The organism is Viridibacillus sp. d25.2 (genome assembly GCF_055456015.2).
Map to the genome: position 1 here is coordinate 1133456 of NZ_CM196652.1, position 24381 is coordinate 1157836.

Here is a 24381-nt window from a genome sequence, read left to right on the forward strand (position 1 = left end):
CTAGAATTTGAATATTTGATACTTGTTTGAGAAAATAGAAGAGGGAGAAATTTCAAATAAAGAAAGGGGTAAGGAAGATGAAGCCTATATATACTTCTGCAAGTGAAGCGATTGCTGACATTCAAGATGGTATGACGCTTATGGTTGGTGGATTTGGCTTAGTAGGTATTCCAGAGCAACTCATTATAGCTTTAGTTGAAAAAGAAGTGAAAGACTTAACCATCATTTCAAACAATTGTGGCGTGGATGATTGGGGACTTGGACTTTTGCTACATAAAAAACAAATAAAGAAAATGATCGGCTCTTATGTAGGGGAAAATAAGGAGTTCGAGCGTCAAGTGCTGTCTGGTGAAATTGAGGTAGAACTTACACCTCAAGGTACTCTAGCCGAGAAAATCCGTGCAGGAGGAGCTGGGATTCCAGCATTTTATACACCTGCGGGAGTGGGGACTCCTGTTGCGGAAGGGAAGGAAACGCGCATATTCAATGGTAAGGAATATGTCTTAGAGGAAGCCTTACGTGCAGACTTTTCCTTAATAAGAGCAGCTAAAGCAGATCGTTTTGGTAATTTAATTTATAACAAAACAGCACAAAACTTTAATCCAATCATGGCTGCTGCTGGTCGTTTTACAATTGCTGAGGTAGAGGAACTAGTGGAGCCAGGGGATATTGATCCTAACCAAGTGCAAACACCGAGTATTTACGTCCAAGGTATAGTACAGGCAAAGCAGGAAAAAAGAATTGAACGCTTAATGATTCGTTCTTAAAGAAAGGGGACTTTGAGATATGAATGTAAGAGAAATAATTGCACGCCGTGCGGAGCAGGAAATTGCTGATGGGAATTATGTTAATTTAGGAATTGGTATGCCAACGTTAGTGGCTAATTATATAGCTCCAAATAAAGAGGTTATTTTACAATCAGAAAATGGATTACTAGGAATAGGACCTTATCCGACAGAGGATGAGGTAGATCCTGATCTGATTAATGCAGGGAAAGAAACGGTGACAACAATCCATGGCTCAGCTTTCTTTAGCAATGCCGAATCCTTTGCGATGATCCGCGGGGGACATATTGATGTCGCTATTTTAGGTGGAATGGAAGTGTCTGAAACTGGTGACTTAGCCAATTGGATGATTCCAGGGAAAATGATTAAAGGTATGGGCGGAGCGATGGACTTAGTACATGGTGCCAAGAAAATTATTGTAATCATGGAACATGTAGCAAAAGATGGCTCGCCTAAGATTAAAAAGGCTTGTGAGCTACCTTTGACAGGAAAGTCCGTTGTCGACAAGATCATTACTGAACGCGCTGTCATTGATGTAACACCTTCAGGACTGGTACTAAGAGAAGTATATGAAGGATATACAGTAGAAGAAGTTGTCGCAGCTACTGGAGCCGATTTAAACGTTGAAAATGTGCAAGAAAATGTAGTTGTTAGATAAGGGATTTCTGGATAAAAAGAAAGGCTTATGAAATTAAGTAGCTCAGATAATATTGAGAAGAGTAAAAAGGCAGACCATATCACAAACGAAATCGCAGTAAAATTATAATGAAATTAGAGAATAATTTAGCACAGAAAAACGCTTGGAAAATATCCAAGCGTTTTTCTTTATATTTATTTGTTTGAAATTCCAGACTGCATTTCGTAATTTCTTATGAACATTCCGTTTGATTTTATCATTCCAAACTTCTTATAATAAGGAACTAAGTCATCATCACAACACAAATCAACCATATAAATATCATCAAGTTCTTCAAACATTCGTTTTACTAATTCCTTGCCAATGCCTTTATTTTTATACTCTGGCAAAACTTCAAGGAACGGAATGTAGGCAGATAAAACCCCATCACTAATTGCTGTTATAAATCCAACTACTTGATTGGTATTTTCATCTAATGCAATGACCACTTTACTGCTATTTTTTAACAACTTCAAGTGAGTTTGTGGGTTTGGTGGATTAAGCCAATTCACAAAAAAGCCTTTCAACATATCAGACGAAATGCCATCAAGAGAATTTTTGTATATCATCATATATCAACTCCTAAATTTTTTTGAAATTTTAGGCAGATGATATATATCAAAAGTAAAGTAACAAAATTGCGACCTCCAAACATTTCTTTGGATACTATGTAAAAAAATATTCGACCCAAATTCTAAATATCCTTCTTATTTGTACTTTTTGTTCAACCACAATTTATTTGTTATCTAAGGTACAGTTAGATTTATTAACTTTATAGCGCTTTTGTGCAACTTCTACTGAGCAATTAAAAACGTTTTAACTTCTTTCAGGGGAAGTCTCCCACCTCTATAGGTGGTGAGATGAATGCGGATTTAAGCTGCCTTTCAGCGGGTGTCCAAACACCCGCTGAAAGAAGTTAAAGCCTCCGGCGGATGTCACGGAATCGGAAAGGAGTTCTTTGTGCAAGCACAAAGTCGATTCCGGACGCAATTATGCCGAGGCATAATTGATTTCGCGAGACACAGTGGATGGACTTCGCTTAATTTGTTTGGCAATCGCTCGAATAAAGGAAACCTGAAGTAAGTATGATTCTATTTTAGCGCGTTTAGATTTGGTAAGATGTTGGTAGCTCATAACTATATAATTGGTATCATATACTTAACACCTAAATAGGGGAAATCAACTCTTTACATATAATGTAATTCATTTCATTTTGTAAAAAATAATCATATTATTTCCAATGATTTTTAAATTGCTTGTCATTTTCGCTCAATTCGATTAGAATTAAATTCAATATAACATGACTATGAAAAGGAATAGTAAATTTATTTGATTTTCAAGAGAGCTAGCGGGTGGTGTAAGCTAGTAAATGGATAAATTGAACTCGCCTTGGAGTCTGCAATGGTGAATACAAGTGTAACCAAAGCCGTTTTCCGCGTTAAGGAGTCAAGTTGAGTGTCATACACTAATTTGGGTGGTACCGCGGGAACCTTTTTAAGCTCTCGTCCCTTTTTCTAGGGACGGGAGTTTTTGTTTTGTCTAAAGTATAGGAATATTATGACAACGCAATTGGTGAAACTTGTTTTATTAGTTTAAGGAGGAGAAATCATTGAATTTTAATCATCAAGAAATCGAGAAGAAATGGCAATCGTATTGGGAAGAAAATAATACATTTAAAACTGTCAATGACGAGTCAAAGCCAAAATTTTATGCACTAGATATGTTCCCTTATCCATCAGGAGCAGGTCTACATGTTGGACACCCAGAAGGATATACAGCAACAGATATTTTAAGTCGTTTCAAACGTATGCAAGGTTTTAATGTCCTTCATCCAATTGGTTGGGATGCATTCGGACTACCAGCTGAACAATATGCTCTAGACACAGGTAATGACCCAGCTGAATTTACTGCAAAAAATATTGCGACATTTAAACGTCAAATTCAAGAACTTGGCTTCTCATATGACTGGGATCGCGAAATCAATACAACAGATCCGAGTTACTATAAATGGACTCAATGGATTTTTGTTCAACTATATAAAAAAGGCTTAGCTTATATTGATGAAGTAGCTGTAAACTGGTGCCCAGCACTTGGTACAGTACTTGCCAATGAAGAAGTAATTGATGGTAAATCAGAACGTGGCGGGCACCCTGTTGAACGTCGTCCTATGAAACAATGGATGCTGAAAATTACTGCTTATGCTGACCGTTTAGTTGACGATTTAGAAGAAGTTGACTGGCCAGAAAATATTAAAGATATGCAACGTCATTGGATTGGTCGCTCTGAAGGTGCAGAAGTGGCATTCACAGTAGATGGTACAAAGCAAACGTTCCGAGTGTTCACAACACGTCCGGATACATTATTTGGTGCTACTTATGCAGTACTTGCTCCGGAACACAAACTAGTAGCAGAAATTACAACAGGTGCACAAAAAGCAGCAGTTGAAGCATACTTAGACGAAGTGAAAATGAAATCAGATCTTGAACGTACTGACCTTGCAAAAGAAAAAACAGGTGTCTTCACAGGAGCTTATGCTATTAATCCGATTAATGGCGAAAAGATGCCAATTTGGATTGCTGACTATGTACTTGCAACATACGGTACAGGTGCAATTATGGCTGTTCCTGCTCATGACGAACGTGATTATGAATTTGCGAAACAATTCGATTTACCAATCGTTGAAGTTGTAGCTGGTGGAAATATCGAAAAAGAAGCTTACGCTGGAGAAGGAAAACATATTAACTCTGGATTCCTTGATGGTTTAGACAAAGAAGAAGCTATTGCAAAAGCGATTGAATGGTTAGAAGAAAAAGGTGTCGGTGAAAAGAAAATTTCTTATCGTCTACGCGACTGGTTATTTAGCCGCCAACGTTATTGGGGTGAGCCAATCCCAGTTATCCATTGGGAAGATGGCGAAGTAACAACGCTTGATGAATCAGAGCTACCACTAATTTTACCTAAAACAGACGATATCCGCCCAAGTGGAACAGGTGAATCACCACTTGCGAATATTGCAGAGTGGGTAAATGTAGTTGACCCTGTAACAGGCAAAAAAGGTCGTCGTGAAACAAATACTATGCCACAATGGGCTGGCTCAAGCTGGTACTTCCTACGTTACATTGATCCAACGAATGATGAAATGCTGGCAGATCCAGAGTTATTAAAACGCTGGTTACCTGTTGATATTTACATTGGTGGTCAAGAACACGCTGTTCTGCACTTACTATATGCACGTTTCTGGCATAAAGTATTATATGATCTAGGTGTTGTACCAACTAAAGAACCTTTCCAAAAATTATTCAACCAAGGGATGATTCTAGGAGAAGGTAACGAGAAAATGTCTAAATCAAAAGGGAATGTAGTAAACCCTGACGATATCATTGCGAGTCACGGTGCAGATACACTTCGTCTTTACGAAATGTTCATGGGCCCACTTGAAGCATCTATTCCATGGTCTGAAAACGGCCTTGATGGAGCTCGACGCTTCTTAGATCGTATATGGCGTCTATTTATCGACGAAGATGGAACAATATCAGATAAAATCCAAGCTTCAGATGATACAACTTTAGAAAAAGTGTATAACCAAACAGTGAAAAAAGTAACTGAAAACTACGAGCATATCCGTTTCAACACAGCTATTTCACAAATGATGGTATTCATCAATGATTGCTACAAAGCTGACGTCGTGCCGACAGCTTATGCTGAGGGCTTTGTTAAAATGTTAGCGCCAATAGCTCCACATATTGCCGAAGAGTTATGGGCGAAATTTGGCCAAGAAGAAACATTAACTTACGCTGCGTGGCCAACGTTTGATGAGTCAAAACTAACTGACGACGAAATTGAAGTAGTAGTGCAAGTAAACGGTAAAGTAAAAGCCAAAATTTTAGTATCAAAAGATGCTTCTCGTGAAGAGTTACAAGAAATTGCGCTTGCAGATGAAAAAATTGCTGAACAAATTGCCGGTAAAGAAATTAAAAAAATTATCGCTGTTCCTGGGAAACTTGTGAATATTGTAGCGATTTAAGTCCATTTTTAACTTCTTTCAGCAGAAATCTCCCACCTCTATAGGTGGTGAGATTTCTGGTATATAGAAAATAAACCACATCTTCTCTTTAATGTATGAGAGAAGATGTGGTTTTTAAATTCTTAGATAAAAGTTAGGAAACTGGTTTTTCATATTCAATTCAAAAAAATACACATCTTCTATTTCTAAAAAGACTGTCTATTATTGTTGTTCATTTTAGGAATCTCTCTGTATCGAACCTCTGCCTAAACCAATAAAAAAATCAATGAAGTAAGCAACAGCGATTAATATATGAATGACCCAACCAAGGATAGGAATCCAAGTCAGTAAAGTTAAAATAATCGCTAAAATTGGTACAACTTTTGAGTGACCAGTAACAAAACGTAGGACAAGAACGATTACGTGAATAACGAGCGCGGTCGTTAAAGCTGAATATCCTGAACCAATCATAATAGCTCCGCCTAAAATGGGGATAGCTAATAATAACTCATATAGAAAAGCAATAATTGTAGGGATTAAGAACATATTTATGACCTCCTGTTTAGATATGATACCCTATATACGTTTGAAAACAACAATAGTTCCAAAGTAATTTAATGAAAAAATTAAAGACATACAATATTAGTGTGTATGAATACCAGTGTAAAGATAGAGTGGTATAAATTTTAAGGTAAATACCACTTCATTACTAATGATGCTAGTAACAATGGCGATGAATAGGGCAAACCAATTTTAACTACTGCAAAAGAAAAGAAGAACCCATTAAAAATGTCGTTAAAAGTATTAACGGAATAAACTTGAAAGTATTCATATTCAATCTCCCTACATATTATAATGACTAATCTATAGCAATTATAAACGCTGAATATTTCAACTCTTATCGAAGTATGGAGTGCAAATAAATTAGAAAACGATATAGTTTTAAATAACTATATAAGAGAGGTGATTATTCTATATTATGGTGTTTCTCTAATTCAGTTCAATAAGAAAATCATAATTCTTTAAATACGACGAATAATAGAGTAATATCTTTACCATCAAACAATTCTTATAAACTTTATGCTAGAAGTAGCTTTAATAAATAGGAGAGATTAAATTAATGGAATCACAATTTCCAAAAGTTCTTCGTTTCTTTACCTTGCTGTGGGTAATTACAGCATTAGGATTATTTGCTGGGATATTCGTTCCAGTATCACTAGTAATGCCTATTAGTATAGCAACAGTTGTCTTACTGTTAATCGTTATGTTCAGTCGAGCCGCGCGGAAAGCGAGCAAATCGATTTCCATTCTTTTTGCTTTTTTAACGGGTGTGACCTTATATAGCTTGCTTCAATTTTATATTGGAGCACTTGGTGGAAGTCTTGTACTAGTCATCTTCGGCACAACTGCAGCAATCTTCATCGTAGCAGGTATTATTGGCTATAACACAAAACGTAATTTAGGTAATTGGGGTAAATTTTTATTTATCGTGTTAATTGGTGTCATCGTCTTTTCTATCATTACGATTTTCGTCGGTTTTAGCGATATTGTAATGGTCTTTGCAAGTGCGGTGGGTGTTCTACTATTTGTCGGCTATACATTATACGATATGAATCAAATCGCTCGAAGTTATATTAGTGATGAAGAAGTGCCGCTCGTTGCATTAAATCTATATTTAGACTTTATCAACCTATTTACGGAACTATTAAAACTCATTTACCATTTGAAAAATATAATAGATAGAGATTAACTAATAAAAAGATAGGGAAAGCATCTAATCAATGCTTTCCCTATCTTTTAGTTATGGATTATATTGCAAATTAACTAAGTAATATATTCCGGATTATACATACAGCAGTTTATTCAAGTGTGAATACATTATCTCTTTAAACAAAGAGAGTCCATCAAATTCGGTTTTATGAACTCTTTTTTTGAAAAGGTTTAAGCACAAAAACTACATACACAAGAGATATTAAGATTCAACAGATTGAGCCGCACTCATCCCAGCAATTCTCCCAGTAACTAAAGCAGAGGTAATATTGTAACCACCTGTATAACCATGTACGTCTAAAATTTCACCGCAGAAAAATAGCCCAGGTTTCTTTTTAGAAGCCATTGTTTTAGGTTCTATTTCTTTTACTGAAACACCACCACCAGTAACGAAAGCTTTTTCTAGAGGTTGTGTACCATTAACGGTCATCTCAAATGCTACCAATTCTTTTGCAAATAAACGTGTTTTATCGGCAGCGAGATCAGCACCTATAGACTGTGGATCAATACCAGCACGTTCAAGTAAGAATAATAGCCAACGTTCAAGTACAATGCCTTTCCAAACGTTTTTTAAAGCTTTTTTCGGCTCATCTTTTGCCAGTTTAAAGAGCATTTGGAATGCAGATTCTTCGTTGTAATCCATTAATGATTGGATGCGAACTGTAACTGGGTTACCACCGTTTTTCTTCATTTCTTTTACGACAAATTGGCTACAGCGTAGAATGGCAGGCCCACTTAAACCAAAATGAGTAAAAAGCATGTCCATTTGGTGAGATATTAATGGTTTCCCTTTTTTGTTTAGTACGGAAACATCTACATCACGTAGTGCTAATCCTTGTAGTTCACGAAGGCGGATGAAGTTCTCATTAGATAGTAGGGGAACTTCTGTTGGATAGAGATCTGTTACAGTATGACCGGCCTTCTCAGCCCAAGGATAGCCATCTCCAGTAGAGCCTGTTTGAGGTACTGCTTTACCACCCACTGCGACTACGACTGCATTTGAGCGTATTTCTTCGCCATTTGCTAGGCGTACGCCTAGAATCTTGTCATCATCCATTAATAATTTACTTACGGTTGTACTTAATCGAACATCTACTTTTAAGCGATGTAATTCGTTTATCATGGCATCTACAACGTCTTGAGCACGATTGGAGACAGGGAACATACGCCCATGGTCTTCTTCTTTTAGAGCAACACCTAAGCCTTCAAAAAAGGCAATGATGTCTTCGTTGTTATAAACAGTAAATGGACTGTATAAGAATCGACCATTTCCTGGGATATGTTTGACGATTTCTTCGACAGGTAGACGATTTGTAACATTACAGCGACCGCCACCTGAGATAGCTAATTTCTTACCTAATTTAGTGCCCTTTTCAAGCAGTAATACTTTCTTTTTTTCAGTGCCAGCAGCGATTGCGGCCATTAGGCCCGAGGGACCCCCACCGATTATTATGACGTCATACATATATGTGAACTCACTTTCTTTTTTTATTTATTATACATGATTTAAATAAACTATTTGAGTAATTGTTCTTTGAGTTGTAAACTATCATTTAGGTTCATTAGATTTACGAAGAATGGAAGGGTTGTATGTCATCATTAATGAAAGGCACTGCCATTTTAACTATTGGCATGTTTTTATCGAAAGTACTTGGCCTCGTCTACATATTCCCGTTTTACGCCATTATAGGGCAAGAAAATGTGGCGTTATATTCGTATGCCTACATTCCATATACGATTATGCTATCGGTGGCGATTTCAGGCGCACCAATTGCAGTTTCAAAATTTGTATCAAAATACAATAGTATAGGCGATTATGAGTCAGGACGAAAACTGGTGAAGTCTGGTTTGCTTATTATGACACTCACTGGTTTTTTATCATTTTTAATCCTTTATTTACTGGCAACGCCGATTGCACATTTAGTTATTAAAGATGAAGAGCAAATTTTTTCTGTTGCTCAAATAGCTTCAGTTATTCGCTGGGTTAGTTTCGCGCTTATTGTTGTACCATTTATGAGTTTAGCTCGTGGTTTCTTCCAAGGTTATGACCATATGAAACCAACTGCTATTTCTCAATTAATCGAGCAAATTGTGCGTATTATAGCGCTATTAGTAGGTTCGTTTTTAATAATAAAAGTATTTGGTGGTTTAGCAGAGACAGCTGTGTCATTTGCTGTGTTCTCAGCATTTATCGGAGCACTTGGAGGATTAGTGATTCTCTATTATTATTGGAAACGATTGAAGCCGGAGTTTGATTTGAAGCTAGCGCAAAGTGTTTCTTCAGGAAAGTTATCATATAAAGAAATCTATTCAGAAGTTATTCGTTATTCCATTCCATTTGTTTTTGTAGGGGTGGCTAATCCACTGTTCCAATTGGTGGATATGCTGACATTCAATACAGCGATGGCGAATATTGGACTTTCTAAAGTAACGGATATTTATCTTGGCATGTTAAATTTCAATACACATAAAATTGTCATTATTCCTGTTATGCTTGCTACAGGTTTTTCAATGGCTTTAGTACCAACGATTACGCAATATTACACGAAAAAACAACATGGTGCATTGATAAATGCAATGGATAAAACATATCAAATATTATTGTTTATCACGTTACCAGCTGTAGTTGGTATTTCGCTTTTATCTACTGATTTGTACCATGTGCTTTATTCAAATAGTGCAGCAGGAGCGAGTATTTTAGCTGCCTATGCACCAGTAGCTATTTTATTTGCTTTCTTCCAAGTAACAGCGGCATTACTACAAGGCATTGATTATCAAAAATGGATTGTTTTTAGTTTATTAACAGGTATTTTGATTAAACTGGCGATTAATATCCCCTTGATAGAAGCGATGCAAACAAAAGGTGCTATATTAGCAACTGCGATTGGTTATGCGGTTTCGATCACAATTAATATGCTTGTATTAAAAAAAGCGCTAGATTATAGATCAAAACTGGTCATTAGACGTTCAATATTAATCATTGTATTAACTGTTGTTATGGCCGCATTTGTTATTGTAGTGCATAAAGGGTTAACATTGATTGTACCAGATCCTTCTAAAGGGCTAGCGCTAATAAATGTAGTGATTTGTTCATGTGTAGGGGGAGTTGTTTATGCTTTCCTTTCACTACGAATCGGCTTAGCCCAAAAATTATTAGGAGAACGAATCACAAGAATTTCACGAAAGCTTGGCATGTAGGAGGAAAAAATGCGCTTAGATAAATTATTATCCAATATGGGCTACGGCTCTCGTAAAGAAGTAAAACAGTTACTGAAAATGAAAGCAGTAACTGTTGATGGAGAAGTAGCAAAAGATGTTTCAAAACATGTAGACCCTGTAAAACAAAATGTATCTGTATTAGGTGAGCGAGTGCATTATCAAGAATTCATTTACTTGATGATGCATAAGCCACCAGGTGTTATTTCAGCAACAGAAGACTTGCACGATCAGACGGTTATTGATTTACTGGATCCTTTTCACGCACATTTTGAACCGTTCCCTGTAGGACGTTTAGATAAAGATACAGAAGGGTTACTGTTGATCACAAATGACGGTGGATTAACACATAACTTATTGTCACCGAAAAAGCATGTTCCGAAAGTATATTATGCGCAAATTGATGGTGAAGTAACAGGAGCGGATATTGAAGCATTTTCAAGAGGTGTAATGCTAGAAGACGGCTATATGACAAAGCCTGGCGAACTAGTTATTTTAAACGCAGGCCCTACATCTGAAATCGAATTGACGATTTCAGAAGGAAAGTTCCATCAGGTGAAGCGTATGTTTGAGTCCGTTGGTAAAAAGGTGACGTATTTAAAACGTTTATCGATGGGATCATTAAAATTAGATGAGCAATTAGAACTTGGTGAATATCGCGAGTTAACTGAGGATGAATTGAATAGTTTAAAATCTTAAAATAAAAAGAATGACCAAGCGACGCAGCATGGTCATTCTTCTTTTTACATGTTATGAGTTTAAAAGTAAATTTGAAAAGACGTTTTTGCAATCAGCATGATAAATCTAATAAAGGCAAATGTTAACGTCTTGCTCAACGAAAAGCGTGAGATCTAACTCGTCGAATGGTTCTATGATGTCATTTTCACTTTTTTACGCGTCGTTGTCCAGTTACCTCGACTTGGGCTTTCCACCAAGTCATTAAAGGCTAACACATTCAAATCTCTTTGAATGGTGCGAGGAGTGATGCCGAATTCATCGACTAAATCTTGTGTAGTTACAGTCCCATTGCTAAGAATGTACATATACACATCTTTAATACGATTGAGCATCCGATCAGTAGTTGGTTTCAAAGTTGAACCACTCCTTCATCTTAATTCTCATGGCAAAGACTAGCGGACGACAATATATGCGAGGTATTTCAGGCTTTTTTTCTTTTGCCTTAGACATCCCCTTCTCTTAGTTGATCGTCAGAATATGATTGTCTGACAATTCAATTATAACGAAAAATCTTATACTTTTCCAACGTTTTGTTTGGATTCACAAAGTTGTAACAGTATGTTCATGGTTATATGCGAATAATTATATGGTTGTATTGGAATAATGTTCGTGTATTGACAAACTCTATGTTATTTCTATCTTCGAAGAAAGTAACCGTGTAAAATGGATTTATGAAAAGTGTAAGGAGGAAAGAATATGAATTGGTTAAAACAAGCTCATGAAAGACAAGACGAATTGATTAAAGAATTACAGGAATTAGTACAAATTGAAAGCGTTTTAGATGAAACAACAATTTCAGCAAATGCACCTTTTGGTGAAGGTCCATTAAAAGCTATGGAATGGTTATTACAAAAAGGTGAAGAGCAAGGGTTATTGACAAAAAATATCGATAATATGGCAGGGCATATTGAAATGGGTCAAGGTGAAGAATTAGTCGGAATCCTTTGTCATGTTGATGTTGTGCCTGCAGGTAGTGATTGGCAGCATCCTCCATTTGGTGGTGTAATAGAGGACGGCAAATTATTTGGACGAGGTGCAATTGATGATAAAGGTCCAACAATGGCTGCTTGGCTCGCTATGAAAATGGTGAAGGATGCAGGTATTCAATTAGATCGCAGAGTACGATTAATTATAGGTTCTGATGAAGAGACTGGATTCAGATGTGTAAATCGCTATTTTGAAAAAGAAGAAATGCCAGCATTAGGGTTTGCACCTGATGCGGATTTTCCAATTATTAATGCTGAAAAAGGAATAGCAGTATTGGTATTTAGCCAACAGCAAAAAGTGGCTGAAAACGAACAATTAATTTCTTTCAAAGCAGGTCATCGTACGAATATGGTACCTGATTTTGCCGAAGCCAAAGTTCAATCTGTATCTGCTGATATTGATGAATCATTCCAAGCATATTTAGAAAATAATAGCTTACAAGGCACTATTGAAAAGGCATCTGATTTATTTACTATTTCGATTAAAGGTAAGTCTGCTCATGCAATGGAGCCAAATGATGGCGTTAATGCAGCAGTAAAATTAGCAGCCTTTTTGAATACACAATTATCTACACCTGGGTCAAAAGAATTTGTACAGTTTTTAGTTACTGCATTTGGTGAGGAAACTCGTGGACATGCTTTAGGACTAGCTTTCAATGATGACATGTCTGGTGATACTACACTTAACGCAGGGGTAGTATCATTTGAAGCAGGTAAAGGTGGAGAAGTACAAGTAAGTTTACGTTATTCTGTAACATATCCATATGATGAAAAAATAAACGCAGTTCAACAACAGCTTGCTAAAATCGGATATGCTTTAGATATCGTCGAAAATTCAGCGCCGCATTATGTAGATGAGAAAGAAGAGTTAATCCAGAAGCTAATTAAAGTTTATGAGCGTAATACGGGTGAAAAAGCCGAGCTATTATCAATTGGTGGAGGTACTTACGCACGGGAATTAAAAACAGGTGTAGCGTTTGGCATGTTGTTCCCAGGTGAGCCTGATATCGCACATCAGGCAGATGAATTTGTCGTAGTAGAAAACTTAGTAAAGGCTGCTGCCATTTATGCAGATGCCATTGTCGAACTCGCAACTAAATAAGATTTACCTTTTTTGAAGTAGAAAAGTATAGTACACTAATTATTAACCCCCTTTCTAAATTTTGGATGGGGGTTTATTATATAAGATACTCAAGATAAAGGAGATTTTAGATCAATGCTTAATTTTAAGAGAATAAGTATTTTATTTGGAGCCACATTTCTATTCTTTAGTCTACTAGTATACATATCAACAGATGCAGCAAATGCCACAGATGAAGATGATAAGCCTGTTTACACGGTTACCCCTTTATCAGAACCAATCAATGAAAATTATATGAACTATTCAACATATACTAATGAAACAATGCAATATTATATGTTACGTTCATATCTCGAAAAACTAGAAAATACGGGTGGCGGTACACTGATTTTGAATGAGGGTACATATATAGTTACAAATGCATTGTATGTACCATCTAATGTAACGATTGAATTTGAAGATGGTGTTAAAATTATTAAAGCAACAGACACGGGCACTAGTATGAAGCCATCCAAATCTGTATTCCAATTTGTGAGACCATCGAAAGCAAAAGAAGATGACGCATATGGCAAATTTAAAGGAGAAAAGAATATTTCTTTAATTGGCCATGGGGAAGTAACGATTGATATGGATTTTGATCTTGCTGCTATCGCTATTATTATGGGGCATAACCAAAATATAGTTGTAGATAATATTACTTTTTTAAATATGTACTCAGGACATTTTATTGAAATGGATGCTTCAAAAAATGTAGTTGTGAAAAATTGTACATTTGACGGCTCTAGAAACTATCTAGGCTATAATAAAGAAGCCATTAACATTGATACACCAGATGCAAAAACAAGTGGTTGGAGCCAAATCTGGAGTAAATTCGACGCTCAGCCAAATTTCAATGTCGTCATTGAAAACAATAAATTTAATCTACTTGACCGAGCAATTGGAACGCATAAATATTCAGGCGGGAAATACCATGATCGTATTATTATTAGAAACAATGAAATTACCAATATGCGTGCAGATGCAATTCGCGTAATGAATTGGTCAAATTCAGTTATTGAAAATAATACCATCACAAATGTAAATGAAGGGAATTTACGTGGTATTTTAGCAAGTGGTGCAGTAAATCCAACTTTTCAAAATAATGTATTCACTGATGTTAGCCGTGCAATGCAATTTATTGTTTGGCAGAATAATGGACCAGGGGAAGAATATGAGCCTATTTTTAATGATTTAAGTGAAAAGAATAAAAAAGCATTAGCTATGAACAAGGGATATAACATGAAAGAAGATTTTATCCGCATATCCAATGATGAGTTTAAAAATTACTTGAAACCTGAAAAAATATATATAAAAAAATAATAAATCCAATTATTTTTGATACTAAAAGTGCAATGAAGTATATTTATTCATTGCGCTTTTTTGATGATTATGATAAAAATGAGGCAGATAACTAAGAATAATTGTTTAGAAACAACATGAGGAGATGCTTGAATGACAACAATGCTTTGGAATAACCGTTTAGTGAGAGGGGAAGAAATCCAACTTTCTGTAGAAGACCGTGGCTATCAATTTGGTGACGGCGTTTATGAGGTCATTAAAATTTATAAAGGTTCAATGTTCACAGTAACTGAGCATATTGATCGCTTTTATGAAAGTGCTGAAAAAATTAGTATAGTGATTCCGTATACGAAGGACGTTCTTCATAAAATGTTATATGATCTGATTGAAGACAATGAAATTGATAATGGATATGTCTATTTTCAAATTACCCGTGGTTCTTCACCACGTGCGCATGCATTCCCCGTTACTCCGGTAGAACCTGTTTTCATCGCTTATACAATGAAAGGCGAGCGTTCAATTGAGAAGTATGAAAAGGGTGTAAAAGCAAAATTTATAGAAGATATTCGTTGGTTACGCTGTGATATTAAAAGCTTAAACTTACTGGGTAATGTGTTAGCAAAAGAAGCTGCTCAAAAAGCAAATTGTTATGAAGCAATCCAACATCGTGGCAAAATCGTAACTGAGGGCTCTTCATCAAATATGTATGGTATTAAAGACGGAGTAATGTATACACATCCAACTAACAATTTAATTTTGAATGGGATTACAAGAAGAGTTATTATGTCACTTTGTGAGGAAATTGCTCTACCCTGTGTAGAAGAAGCTTTCACAACAGATCAAGCAATTGACATGGATGAATTCTTCATGTCCTCAACAAGTTCAGAAATAACGCCTATTATTCAAATCGATGACAACATAATCGGTAATGGCAAACCAGGTGAATGGACTAAGAAATTACAAGCTGCTTTTGATGCGCGTGTACAGCAATTAGGATCCTTATAATTTTACAGAATATAGCGATAGAGGAGGCAAATTCGATGCCTTCTCTATTTTTTTTTCATTACCTCATGTAAAATGAAAACATAATGTAATAGAAATAGCCCTACTTTTGAACGAATTTATTTTAGAAGGGATGCTTATAATGGCACAATTAGTTAAGCTACAAGATTATATTTCACGTTATCAAATTAATTTAAAACGTTATCCATCGCAATTTGTAAGATTAAAACAAATTCAGTGGGAACGTATGAAAAAGGAATGGGAAACTGGCGCTGAAATAGAGCAATGGGAACATGAGTCTGAAGAATTAGAAGAAAAGCGCAATCCTTTTTTTAAAAAGGTATTCTCTTTTTCACTTAAAAAGAAAGAAGAAGCTTTTGAGCAAGAGGAGCTTGAGCAAAATGACGAATTACAAGGTGAAGCAATTCTACGTCATGGCGCAACAGATGAGGATGAATTACCTGAAGAAATAATGACTTTGGATTTTGAACCAAATATACTGTTTAGACCTCAAACTGCTGAGGAGTTAAAGCGTATGTATATGGATCAACTATTTCAATTTCAATTAAAATGGGCTAGTTCAACTTTAAGAGAAAAATCATATGTTGAGCCAAGATATCAACGCGATTCTTTATTAAGAGCATTGACGCAAAACCTTCCAGATAGTTACTTGTTATTCTATAATCCAATTTTACAATTGAAAAAAGCACCAATTGAAATGGGGGTTATTTTATTAACACCAACAAATTGTCTTTGTATTCAAGTACTTGAGGAGGAAGATCGCGCTTCGTTTATCGGTAGCGGAGATCGCTTTTGGTTGAAAAAGGTAGGTACAACAGACAAAAAAGTGTTAAGCCCATTAATTAGCTTAAATCGTATGGAATCCATATTAAAACAATTGTTTACACAAGACCAAATTGATATACCAATCCATAAAATAGTCCTATCTCGTAATGGTTTTATCGATTATCCTGGTTCTGCATATGGTGTTCAATTTATTGATAAACGCAAATTTCCAGAATGGTTTTCACTTTTGAAAAAGAACCCATCACCTATGAAGCATATGCAATTTAAAGCAGCGCAATCTATATTAAATACAGTACAAACAACATCATTCCATCGTACAAATTGGGATTCAAAGATCGAAAAAAAGGATACGGATCAGTGAAAGTTGTTTTTATTATGAATGAAAAAGCGGGAAATGGTGCTGCTAAAAGGAAATGGAGATATCTTGAAGAATCTTTGACAATACCATACCAACTAGAATTTACCGCTTACCCAGGTCATGCAACAGAAATTGCAAAGCGTTACGCAAATGAAGCAACAGAGCAATCTGAAAAGTATTTATTAATTGCGATTGGTGGAGATGGAACGGTTCATGAAGTTGTACAGGGTATTTTAGAGGGTGAAGAAGTATGGATTGGAGCGATTGGTGCAGGTTCTGGAAATGACTTCGGAAGAGGATATGAGACATTTAAAACGGCGACAGAAATCGAAGCATTTGTCAAACAACATAGAAATGGTATATTAATGGATATCGGTACTATGCAAAGCAATGGTGATACATATTATTATGTCAATAACGCAGGAATTGGCATCGATGCATATATAGCTAAAGTGGCAAATGAGTCGAAGCTTAAGCAATACTTCAATATTCTGCGTTTAGGGAAACTGACATATATTTATTTTTTACTGAAGGCATTAATAAACTTTAAAACGTTTTCAGCTAAAGTTGTACATAATGGGCAAGAAAAAGTTTTTGAAAAAGTATGGCTTGTCGTAGCAAGTAATCAGCCATACTTTGGCGGAGGAATGAAAATTTCCCCATGTTCAATCCCTAATGATCAAAATATCGAATTGACCATTGTTTATGAAATTTCACGTTTGAAATTATTATTCCTATTTAGTACGGTCTTTTTTGGAAAACATACCCGTTTAAAAGCAGTCCAGCAGTATGCAAGTGAAAGATTTGAAGTGAAAATTTGTGACGAGGTTATTGCTCATACAGATGGAGAATTCGCGGGTAAGACGAAGAAAAATGAGTCAATTCACTTTGGGGTAATCCATAAAGGGTGGCGATTGGCAAGAAAGTCTTCTTGACGAATGTAAAGCTTTCTTGAATAATGAGAAGTTGAACAGTAGAAATAACAGAAATGAGGAGAACAATTGAGACTTCGACATAAACCATGGGCTGAAGAATTTATCGCTAGTCACCCAGACATCGTCGTTCAAAATCCTGAAGAACAAAAAGGTAAATGGAATGAAGTATTCCAAAACGACAATCCATTGCATATTGAAGTAGGAACAGGTAAAGGACAATTTATCACTGGAATGGCGCTTGCTAATCCAGAGATTAACTATATCGGTATTGAACTTTTTGACAGTGTAATCGTAAAGGCGGTTGAAAAAGTACAAGCTGCAGGACAGCCAACTAATTTACGATTATTAAAAGTTAACGGTTCGGACTTAGAGAAGTTTTTTGAGAAAAATGATGTAGATCGCTTATACTTAAATTTCTCGGATCCATGGCCAAAAACACGTCATGCTAAAAGAAGGTTAACACACGAAGGTTTCTTAAACATTTATGAGAATATCTTACCTGATTTTGGTGAAGTACACTTCAAAACAGATAACCGCGGACTTTTTGAGTACTCTTTAGTGAGCATGTCACAATATGGTATGAAACTTGTTTATGTCTCTTTAGACTTACACAAAGAAATGCCTGAAGATAATATTATGACTGAATACGAAGAGAAATTCTCTGCAAAAGGTCAGCCTATTTATCGTGTAGAAGCACAATTCCAATTACCAGAAGAAAAATAATAGACTTTAGAAATTGCGGTAGCTAATATAAAGCTACTGCTTTTTTTGTTTGTGAAAATGGAAAAGGAAAAAGGATAGAAAAAATAGAACAACCATTTTAGACATGTTACAATTTATATGTGGTGGTATTCATTTTTTATCTAAATGTTGAAATGGATAACTAATGGATAACTCTAATTTTCAAAACAAGGGGGAAAAGGAAATGGATCAATATAAATTTCATGATATGACATTAACATGGCTCAAAGGGGGAACCACTTTTTTAGATGGTGGAGCAATGTTCGGAGTAGTGCCAAAACCGCTTTGGTCACGCAAATATCCGGTCAATGAAAACAACCAAATCGAACTACCGACAGATCCAATTCTTATTCAGTATCAAGGCAAGAATATGTTAATTGATACAGGTGTTGGAAACAATAAATTTACAGAAAAGCAGTTAAGAAATTTCGGAGTGACAGAGCAATCATTTATCGATGATGGTTTAGTGGAAATGGGATTACTATCTGAAGATATCGATTATATACTAATGACACATTTACATTTTGACCATGCTTGTGGCTTAACTAAATGGGAACAGGACAAGCTTGTACCTACTTTTCCGAATGCTAAAATTTTCGTATCGCAAGTTGAGTGGGATGAGATGCGCGAACCTAATGTTCGTTCAGCTAATACGTATTGGAAAGAAAATTGGGAACCAGTACAACATTTAGTAACTCCATTCACAGATAAATTAGACGTATTTCCTGGTATCGAAATGATTCATACAGGTGGTCATAGTAATGGACATAGTATTATAAAACTAACACAAAATGGTGAGACTATACTACATATGGCGGACATTATGCCGACACATGCGCATCAAAACCCGCTATGGGTGCTTGCGTATGATGACTACCCAATGACATCTGTTTTCGCGAAAGAAAAGTTAATGAAGGAAGCATTAGAAAACGGTTATTGGTTTAGCTTCTATCATGATGCACACTATCGCTTAATTAAATGGAATGAGACTGGTAAAGAAGTAATAGGGGAATTGAAGCGTACAAGAGAAGAAATGAAAGAAGGAGCTGTCCCTAAAGGATAATTTTTTCTTATGCATTTATAATAGTAGGGTATCTCTGAGTTGTAAGGTTGGCTCATAAGATACCTTTTTTATATGAAATAGTAGAGCTTAGTCCACTGTTGAAGGTCAAATTACATTTCATTTATGAAAAAAACTCCTCATGATTGAGGAGTTTTAGAAGAGAGTATGGGTTAGACGCGCACTAAGTCAACAATTGAGCCTGTTTTCGCATCAGCAGCGAATTCGAAGCTTTGCGTTTCACCATTATGGACGCGAGAAATACCGCCTTTATACACAGGGATTTCAATGTTTTCCTTTTTGAAAACTTCTGGCTCCATGAATATCCATGAGCCATCGATAGGTCCTTCTTGTTTAAATAAGTTTTTAATATCAGTCAATACTGAATTTGCTGGTTTGTTTGGATAAATTTTTTCACTAGCTTCTTTAATTAAATAAGCTGCAGCAAGTCCTGTTGCAACACCAAATAGGAAATCACGTAATTTCATAAATCATTGCCTCCCCAAATTTCATATGAAGCTAGTGTACCACATCCATTATATGGAGTGAAAATGTGAGGGGTAATTCTTTTAGGAATGCTAATGCAAGTTCGGAGTAAATTAATAAATGAAGATACCGCTATCAACGAAACATTCGTCGCCAAATTTCGGGTGCCGAAATAAAGTGCTAGTAATAAATGCAGTTTTTGGATAAAATAAAAGATATAGTGGCTTACTAAAGGAGGCTTTTCAATTGAATCAAGAAACTTTGGATATGTTTAAAACATTAACTGAATTACCGGGAGCGCCGGGAGATGAACGTGCTGTACGTGCTTTTATGCGACAGGAGTTATCTAAGTATGCTGATGAAATTGTGCAAGACAATTTAGGTGGCATTTTCGGACTAAAAAAAGGTGATGAAAATGGCCCACGTATTTTAGTTGCAGGCCATATGGATGAAGTGGCATTTATGGTAACGTCTATTACTGAAAATGGCATGCTTCGTTTCCAGCCACTTGGTGGTTGGTGGAGTCAAGTTATGCTTGCGCAACGTGTTGAAGTGTATGCAACTAACGGTGCAATTCCAGGTGTAATTGCTTCTGTGCCAAAACATTTATTAACACCTGAAATGCAGTCAAAACCAATGGAAATCAGTAATATGTTGATTGATGTTGGAGCTGATGACAAAGAGGATGCTGAAAAGATGGGCATCATTCCAGGACAATCAATTATTCCGATTTGTCCATTTACACCGATGGCAAACCCGAAAAAAATAATGGCAAAAGCATGGGATAATCGTTATGGTTGTGGACTGGCAATTGAATTATTAAAAGAACTGAAGGACGAAAAATTACCGAATACATTATATTCAGGTGCGAATGTGATGGAAGAGGTTGGATTACGTGGAGCTAAAGTGTCAGCTAATATGATTAAACCAGACCTTTTCTTTGCATTAGATGCTAGTCCAGCTAATGATACTTCAGGTGATAAAACACAATTTGGTCAACTTGGTAAAGGACCTTTACTTCGTATTTTGGATCGTACAATGATTACTCATAGAGGAATGCGTGAATATATATTAGATACAGCTGAATCTAATAATATTCCATACCAATACTTCGTCTCACCAGGTGGTACAGATGCTGGAAATGTACATATTTCTAATGATGGTGTACCAAGTTCTGTTATTGGTATTTGTTCACGCTATATTCATACACATGCTTCGATCATTCATACGGATGATTTAGATGCAGCTAAGGAATTAATAGTGAAGCTTGTCAAAAATGCAGACCGTACAACTTTAGAAACAATCCGTGCAAACGGTTAATTTGTTATACTAGTAAGGGGGTTCCGTCAAGGGCCCTCTTTTTCTATACATAGATGATTTACTGAAGGAGTATGAAAAATGTTAATAGCAATTGGAACAGAAAATAAAGCAAAAACAGGTGCTGTAGAAGCGGTTGTAAAACAATTTATAGATGATGAATTAGAATTCCAACATATTGCAGTTGCATCTGGCGTATCTGCACAACCCATGTCAGATTCTGAAACAAGGGAAGGCGCAATCAATCGTGCAAAAAATACACGTAATGTATCCAATGCAGAATTTTCATTTGGATTAGAAGGTGGAGTAAAATTAATTGATGGGATAATGTATGTTTGTAATTGGGGCGCACTCGTTTTAAAAGACGGCCATGTCATAACAGCGGCTGGAGCACAAATACCACTACCTGAAACCGTTGCGCAACAGGTGAAAAGTGGTAGAGAGCTCGGGCCAGTTATGGATGAATACACACAACAACATGATATCCGACAACATTCTGGAGCCATCGGCATTTTCACTCATGACTTAATTGATAGAAAAGAAATGTTTGAACATGTTATAAAATTGTTAATTGGGCAATACTTCTTCAAAAAAGAATGACTTTCCCCCTCTTTATTAGAAGTTTAGGGGGAAAGCACTAAAGTTGCATGGACTCTGTAACATCTTTAAAATAGAATGGAGTTCAGGCAAAGATGGAGGATGGCATGTCAAGATACACCATTTTATTGGTACTAATTATTTCTGTACTGGGAAGTCTAGTAGGTTGTGGACAAACTATTGAAGAACAAATGGATCAGGGAATGGAGAATGCCAAAAGTGTATTTGAAGATAAACCTGAGAAAAGCACAGTAGAAGCAAATAAAATCAAATTCTATCTACCTTCCGAATTTACTTTAGAAACTTCATCTGATGATACGAATATCATATTGTCAAAAGATGATAATGCATTTGTTCTATTTATTAATCCAAAAGAAAGTAATGATAGTGAAAGATTTTATAATGCTTTGAAAGCTGATAAAAAAGCTAATATAGTAAAAGAACAAACCTTTAAAAAGAAGAATCAATTTGGCTTTGCAAGTGTATTAAAGAAAGAAGACAAACAGTATGAGGTCATTGTAAGTAATGGAGGAGTTAAATTAACAACCCTTACAAATGGTGAAAATATAGATGAACTAATAGAGCAAATGATGCAAATTGTTCGCTCAGTGAAGTTTACTAATAAGTGAGGTCAAGGATATGCAAATTCTACAAGCTATTGAACAATTTTCTGACTTAAATGCACAAGGGAAAACAGTCTATCTATTTACAGCAGGCTGGTGCCCAGATTGTCATTTTATCGATCCGTTTATGCCACAAATAGAAGGGAAATTTAACGATATTCAATTTGTATCAGTTAATCGTGATGATTTTATCGATTTATGTGGAGACTTAGATATATTTGGAATCCCTAGCTTCGTCGCATTCGAGAATGGTGAAGAAATTGGTCGTTTCGTAAGTAAAGATCGTAAAACACAAGGTGAAATTGAAGAGTTTTTAGAGTCGTTATAAAATATTGATGATAGTGTAAGCAAAGCTATCTGATACGGTTCACAAAAAGTGAACCGTTTGTTTATGTAAAAATAAAAGGGAGTTGAAGCAGTTGAAATCTAAAGAGCTAATCAAAAGGCTACAAGAACGATTGAGTGATACTCACTTTGAATGGCAATTTGATGAAAAACACAACAAAGTAAGATTGGATCATAAAGAGCTAGGTAAAGGGATGGACATATCATTACCAGGTATCCTTTCTAAATATGAAACGAAAAAAGAACTTGCAATTGATGAAGTGATATACACAATTAAAGAGACATTTACAGCGATGGAAAAAGAATATGGAGAAGGATTTAAGAATTTAGATAATATCTTCCCAATCATTCGTTCTACATCTTTTCCGAAAAAGTCAAAAGAAGGGCATGCTTTCGTTACAAGCGATCATACAGCAGAAACACGTATTTACTATGCACTTGACCTAGGTAATACGTATCGCCTAGTTGATGTTGATATGTTGGTCAAGTTACATATATCAGCAGATCAATTAAAAGAAGCTGCACGTTTTCAAATAAGAAAGCTGAATACGAAAGTGAAAAAAGACGTAGTAGCGGAGAATATTTTCTATTTTTTAAATGAAAATGATGGTTATGATGCCAGCCGTATTTTAAATGATGCCTTTTTAAAAGAAATGCGTGGTAAAATTGAAGGGGATATGACAGTGTCAGTACCTCATCAAGATGTGTTAATCATAGGTGATATTCGTAATGAAGCAGGTTATGATGTACTAGCCCAAATGACGATGCATTTCTTTACTGTAGGTACAGTGCCAATTACATCGCTGTCATTTATATATGAAGATGGCGATTTAGAGCCAATCTTTATATTAGCTAAAAACAGAGTGAAAAAGGAGCAAGAGAAAAAATGATTGTATCATACAACAAAGCACACGTTGGAGACGTATTACTCGTTCAATTATCAACAGAATCAATCGTAAAAACTATTTTAGAAAAACACGGAGATTTAGTTCTATTAAAAGAAGAATCTACTGGCGAAGTAAAAGGATTTAACCTTTTTAACGCGAGCGAACATATGCCAATTGAACAGCAAGGTAATGTTGAAATTACGGAAGAGCTAGTAGCAGCAATTGATGCAGCTATTGCTAAAAATGGTGCAGTAGTAAATTTAGATGTTGACTTAACACCAAAATTTGTTGTTGGTTTAGTAGAAGAAAAAGAAAAACACCCAAATGCAGATAAATTAAATATTTGTAAAGTAAATGTTGGAGATGAAACATTACAAATAGTTTGTGGCGCTCCAAACGTTGAAGCAGGACAAAAAGTAGTTGTAGCAAAAGTAGGGGCAGTTATGCCTTCAGGTATGTTAATCAAAGATGCTGAACTACGCGGCGTACCTTCTTCAGGGATGATTTGTTCAGCGCGCGAATTAGCAATACCAAACGCTCCCCAAGTAAAAGGGATTTTAGTACTTGATAATGATACAGTTGCAGGTACACCTTTCCAAGCGTAAATATTTGTTAAATCGACATCCCTTG

24 protein-coding genes, 1 pseudogene and 1 other annotated feature are annotated in these 24381 nt (G+C 35.8%); of the genes and pseudogenes, 19 read left to right on the plus strand and 6 right to left on the minus strand.

Annotation, left to right across the window (positions count from 1 at the left end):
• The first annotated feature begins 77 nt into the window (after window positions 1-77).
• Window positions 78-767, plus strand: a complete 690-nt coding sequence (locus tag ACZLO7_RS05645; RefSeq protein ID WP_464938203.1) for a CoA transferase subunit A — start codon at window positions 78-80, stop codon at window positions 765-767.
• Between the two features lie 19 nt (window positions 768-786).
• On the plus strand, window positions 787-1443 hold the full coding sequence (locus ACZLO7_RS05650) for a 3-oxoacid CoA-transferase subunit B (RefSeq protein ID WP_464938202.1): 657 nt from the start codon (window positions 787-789) through the stop codon (window positions 1441-1443).
• A gap of 173 nt (window positions 1444-1616) precedes the next feature.
• Here ACZLO7_RS05650 and ACZLO7_RS05655 read toward each other — a convergent pair whose 3' ends face one another.
• Both ACZLO7_RS05655 and ACZLO7_RS05660 read right to left on the minus strand, forming a co-directional pair.
• Window positions 1617-2030, minus strand: a complete 414-nt coding sequence (locus ACZLO7_RS05655; protein WP_464938209.1) for a GNAT family N-acetyltransferase — start codon at window positions 2028-2030, stop codon at window positions 1617-1619.
• Between the two features lie 439 nt (window positions 2031-2469).
• Window positions 2470-2595, minus strand: a pseudogene (locus ACZLO7_RS05660) (helix-turn-helix domain-containing protein); the annotation flags it as partial.
• Window positions 2596-2758: 163 nt separating this feature from the next.
• Window positions 2759-2974: a binding site (T-box leader), on the plus strand.
• 96 nt (window positions 2975-3070) lie between these two features.
• Between ACZLO7_RS05660 and leuS the strand changes: the two are divergent.
• The gene (gene leuS / locus ACZLO7_RS05665) at window positions 3071-5485 is read left to right on the plus strand and encodes a leucine--tRNA ligase (protein ID WP_464938201.1); all 2415 of its coding nucleotides are present in this window, start codon (window positions 3071-3073) and stop codon (window positions 5483-5485) included.
• 216 nt (window positions 5486-5701) lie between these two features.
• On the opposite strand, the gene ACZLO7_RS05670 is transcribed toward leuS, so the two are convergent.
• The gene (locus ACZLO7_RS05670) at window positions 5702-6010 is read right to left on the minus strand and encodes a hypothetical protein (RefSeq protein WP_464938200.1); all 309 of its coding nucleotides are present in this window, start codon (window positions 6008-6010) and stop codon (window positions 5702-5704) included.
• A 574-nt stretch (window positions 6011-6584) separates the two neighbouring features.
• On the opposite strand from ACZLO7_RS05670, the gene ACZLO7_RS05675 reads away from it, so the two are divergent.
• Window positions 6585-7214 (plus strand): Bax inhibitor-1/YccA family protein, encoded by a 630-nt coding sequence (locus tag ACZLO7_RS05675; RefSeq protein ID WP_464938199.1) that lies wholly within the window; start codon window positions 6585-6587, stop codon window positions 7212-7214.
• A 222-nt stretch (window positions 7215-7436) separates the two neighbouring features.
• On the opposite strand, the gene ACZLO7_RS05680 is transcribed toward ACZLO7_RS05675, so the two are convergent.
• Complete coding sequence (locus ACZLO7_RS05680) at window positions 7437-8699, minus strand: BaiN/RdsA family NAD(P)/FAD-dependent oxidoreductase (RefSeq protein ID WP_464938198.1); 1263 nt, start codon at window positions 8697-8699, stop codon at window positions 7437-7439.
• A 125-nt stretch (window positions 8700-8824) separates the two neighbouring features.
• Here ACZLO7_RS05680 and ACZLO7_RS05685 point away from each other — a divergent pair, with 125 nt between their 5' ends.
• Together ACZLO7_RS05685 and ACZLO7_RS05690 are read left to right on the plus strand one after the other, a co-directional pair.
• A complete protein-coding gene (locus ACZLO7_RS05685) occupies window positions 8825-10432 on the plus strand; it encodes a putative polysaccharide biosynthesis protein (RefSeq protein ID WP_464938197.1) in 1608 nt (535 codons plus the stop codon).
• Between the two features lie 9 nt (window positions 10433-10441).
• Window positions 10442-11149: a pseudouridine synthase gene (locus ACZLO7_RS05690; RefSeq protein WP_511261389.1), complete on the plus strand. Its 708-nt coding sequence runs from the start codon at window positions 10442-10444 to the stop codon at window positions 11147-11149.
• A 170-nt stretch (window positions 11150-11319) separates the two neighbouring features.
• On the opposite strand, the gene ACZLO7_RS05695 is transcribed toward ACZLO7_RS05690, so the two are convergent.
• Window positions 11320-11541 (minus strand): DeoR family transcriptional regulator, encoded by a 222-nt coding sequence (locus ACZLO7_RS05695; protein ID WP_038187960.1) that lies wholly within the window; start codon window positions 11539-11541, stop codon window positions 11320-11322.
• A 343-nt stretch (window positions 11542-11884) separates the two neighbouring features.
• Here ACZLO7_RS05695 and pepV point away from each other — a divergent pair, with 343 nt between their 5' ends.
• From pepV to ACZLO7_RS05730, 7 genes are all read left to right on the plus strand, one after another.
• On the plus strand, window positions 11885-13276 hold the full coding sequence (pepV, locus tag ACZLO7_RS05700; protein ID WP_464938195.1) for a dipeptidase PepV: 1392 nt from the start codon (window positions 11885-11887) through the stop codon (window positions 13274-13276).
• Between the two features lie 114 nt (window positions 13277-13390).
• The gene (locus ACZLO7_RS05705) at window positions 13391-14614 is read left to right on the plus strand and encodes a right-handed parallel beta-helix repeat-containing protein (protein WP_464938194.1); all 1224 of its coding nucleotides are present in this window, start codon (window positions 13391-13393) and stop codon (window positions 14612-14614) included.
• Window positions 14615-14746: 132 nt separating this feature from the next.
• Window positions 14747-15598: a D-amino-acid transaminase gene (dat, locus tag ACZLO7_RS05710; protein ID WP_464938193.1), complete on the plus strand. Its 852-nt coding sequence runs from the start codon at window positions 14747-14749 to the stop codon at window positions 15596-15598.
• Window positions 15599-15737: 139 nt separating this feature from the next.
• Window positions 15738-16763 (plus strand): nuclease-related domain-containing protein, encoded by a 1026-nt coding sequence (locus ACZLO7_RS05715; protein WP_464938192.1) that lies wholly within the window; start codon window positions 15738-15740, stop codon window positions 16761-16763.
• Window positions 16760-17695: a diacylglycerol/lipid kinase family protein gene (locus ACZLO7_RS05720; protein ID WP_464938191.1), complete on the plus strand. Its 936-nt coding sequence runs from the start codon at window positions 16760-16762 to the stop codon at window positions 17693-17695. The genes ACZLO7_RS05715 and ACZLO7_RS05720 overlap by 4 nt, the downstream gene beginning before the upstream one ends.
• A gap of 66 nt (window positions 17696-17761) precedes the next feature.
• The gene (gene trmB, locus ACZLO7_RS05725; protein WP_464938190.1) at window positions 17762-18418 is read left to right on the plus strand and encodes a tRNA (guanosine(46)-N7)-methyltransferase TrmB; all 657 of its coding nucleotides are present in this window, start codon (window positions 17762-17764) and stop codon (window positions 18416-18418) included.
• 202 nt (window positions 18419-18620) lie between these two features.
• Window positions 18621-19499 (plus strand): YtnP family quorum-quenching lactonase, encoded by an 879-nt coding sequence (locus ACZLO7_RS05730; protein ID WP_464938189.1) that lies wholly within the window; start codon window positions 18621-18623, stop codon window positions 19497-19499.
• 170 nt (window positions 19500-19669) lie between these two features.
• Here the strand turns inward: ACZLO7_RS05730 and ACZLO7_RS05735 are convergent, their stop codons facing one another.
• On the minus strand, window positions 19670-19984 hold the full coding sequence (locus ACZLO7_RS05735; protein WP_464938188.1) for a hypothetical protein: 315 nt from the start codon (window positions 19982-19984) through the stop codon (window positions 19670-19672).
• 244 nt (window positions 19985-20228) lie between these two features.
• Here ACZLO7_RS05735 and ACZLO7_RS05740 point away from each other — a divergent pair, with 244 nt between their 5' ends.
• From ACZLO7_RS05740 to ytpR, 6 genes are all read left to right on the plus strand, one after another.
• Complete coding sequence (locus ACZLO7_RS05740) at window positions 20229-21302, plus strand: M42 family metallopeptidase (RefSeq protein ID WP_464938187.1); 1074 nt, start codon at window positions 20229-20231, stop codon at window positions 21300-21302.
• A gap of 78 nt (window positions 21303-21380) precedes the next feature.
• A complete protein-coding gene (locus tag ACZLO7_RS05745; RefSeq protein ID WP_464938186.1) occupies window positions 21381-21899 on the plus strand; it encodes a DUF84 family protein in 519 nt (172 codons plus the stop codon).
• Between the two features lie 104 nt (window positions 21900-22003).
• On the plus strand, window positions 22004-22525 hold the full coding sequence (locus ACZLO7_RS05750) for a hypothetical protein (protein ID WP_464938185.1): 522 nt from the start codon (window positions 22004-22006) through the stop codon (window positions 22523-22525).
• A gap of 10 nt (window positions 22526-22535) precedes the next feature.
• On the plus strand, window positions 22536-22847 hold the full coding sequence (locus ACZLO7_RS05755) for a thioredoxin family protein (protein ID WP_464938184.1): 312 nt from the start codon (window positions 22536-22538) through the stop codon (window positions 22845-22847).
• A 91-nt stretch (window positions 22848-22938) separates the two neighbouring features.
• Window positions 22939-23754: a DUF1444 domain-containing protein gene (locus tag ACZLO7_RS05760; protein ID WP_464938183.1), complete on the plus strand. Its 816-nt coding sequence runs from the start codon at window positions 22939-22941 to the stop codon at window positions 23752-23754.
• Complete coding sequence (ytpR, locus tag ACZLO7_RS05765; protein WP_464938182.1) at window positions 23751-24356, plus strand: YtpR family tRNA-binding protein; 606 nt, start codon at window positions 23751-23753, stop codon at window positions 24354-24356. The genes ACZLO7_RS05760 and ytpR overlap by 4 nt, the downstream gene beginning before the upstream one ends.
• Window positions 24357-24381: the final 25 nt, after the last annotated feature.

Excerpts from the sequence above, each read along its gene's own strand:
- ACZLO7_RS05650 (WP_464938202.1), top strand. The coding sequence starts at position 787 with ATGAATGTAAGAGAAATAATTGCACGCCGTGCGGAGCAGGAAATTGCT.
- ACZLO7_RS05715 (WP_464938192.1), top strand. The coding sequence starts at position 15,738 with ATGGCACAATTAGTTAAGCTACAAGATTATATTTCACGTTATCAAATT.
- ACZLO7_RS05685 (WP_464938197.1), top strand. The coding sequence starts at position 8,825 with ATGTCATCATTAATGAAAGGCACTGCCATTTTAACTATTGGCATGTTT.
- ACZLO7_RS05730 (WP_464938189.1), top strand. The coding sequence starts at position 18,621 with ATGGATCAATATAAATTTCATGATATGACATTAACATGGCTCAAAGGG.
- dat (WP_464938193.1), top strand. The coding sequence starts at position 14,747 with ATGACAACAATGCTTTGGAATAACCGTTTAGTGAGAGGGGAAGAAATC.
- ACZLO7_RS05745 (WP_464938186.1), top strand. The coding sequence starts at position 21,381 with ATGTTAATAGCAATTGGAACAGAAAATAAAGCAAAAACAGGTGCTGTA.
- ytpR (WP_464938182.1), top strand. The coding sequence starts at position 23,751 with ATGATTGTATCATACAACAAAGCACACGTTGGAGACGTATTACTCGTT.
- ACZLO7_RS05735 (WP_464938188.1), bottom strand. The coding sequence starts at position 19,984 with ATGAAATTACGTGATTTCCTATTTGGTGTTGCAACAGGACTTGCTGCA.
- ACZLO7_RS05755 (WP_464938184.1), top strand. The coding sequence starts at position 22,536 with ATGCAAATTCTACAAGCTATTGAACAATTTTCTGACTTAAATGCACAA.
- ACZLO7_RS05750 (WP_464938185.1), top strand. The coding sequence starts at position 22,004 with ATGTCAAGATACACCATTTTATTGGTACTAATTATTTCTGTACTGGGA.
- ACZLO7_RS05670 (WP_464938200.1), bottom strand. The coding sequence starts at position 6,010 with ATGTTCTTAATCCCTACAATTATTGCTTTTCTATATGAGTTATTATTA.
- ACZLO7_RS05690 (WP_511261389.1), top strand. The coding sequence starts at position 10,442 with ATGCGCTTAGATAAATTATTATCCAATATGGGCTACGGCTCTCGTAAA.
- ACZLO7_RS05680 (WP_464938198.1), bottom strand. The coding sequence starts at position 8,699 with ATGTATGACGTCATAATAATCGGTGGGGGTCCCTCGGGCCTAATGGCC.
- ACZLO7_RS05675 (WP_464938199.1), top strand. The coding sequence starts at position 6,585 with ATGGAATCACAATTTCCAAAAGTTCTTCGTTTCTTTACCTTGCTGTGG.
- pepV (WP_464938195.1), top strand. The coding sequence starts at position 11,885 with ATGAATTGGTTAAAACAAGCTCATGAAAGACAAGACGAATTGATTAAA.
- ACZLO7_RS05655 (WP_464938209.1), bottom strand. The coding sequence starts at position 2,030 with ATGATATACAAAAATTCTCTTGATGGCATTTCGTCTGATATGTTGAAA.
- ACZLO7_RS05705 (WP_464938194.1), top strand. The coding sequence starts at position 13,391 with ATGCTTAATTTTAAGAGAATAAGTATTTTATTTGGAGCCACATTTCTA.
- ACZLO7_RS05645 (WP_464938203.1), top strand. The coding sequence starts at position 78 with ATGAAGCCTATATATACTTCTGCAAGTGAAGCGATTGCTGACATTCAA.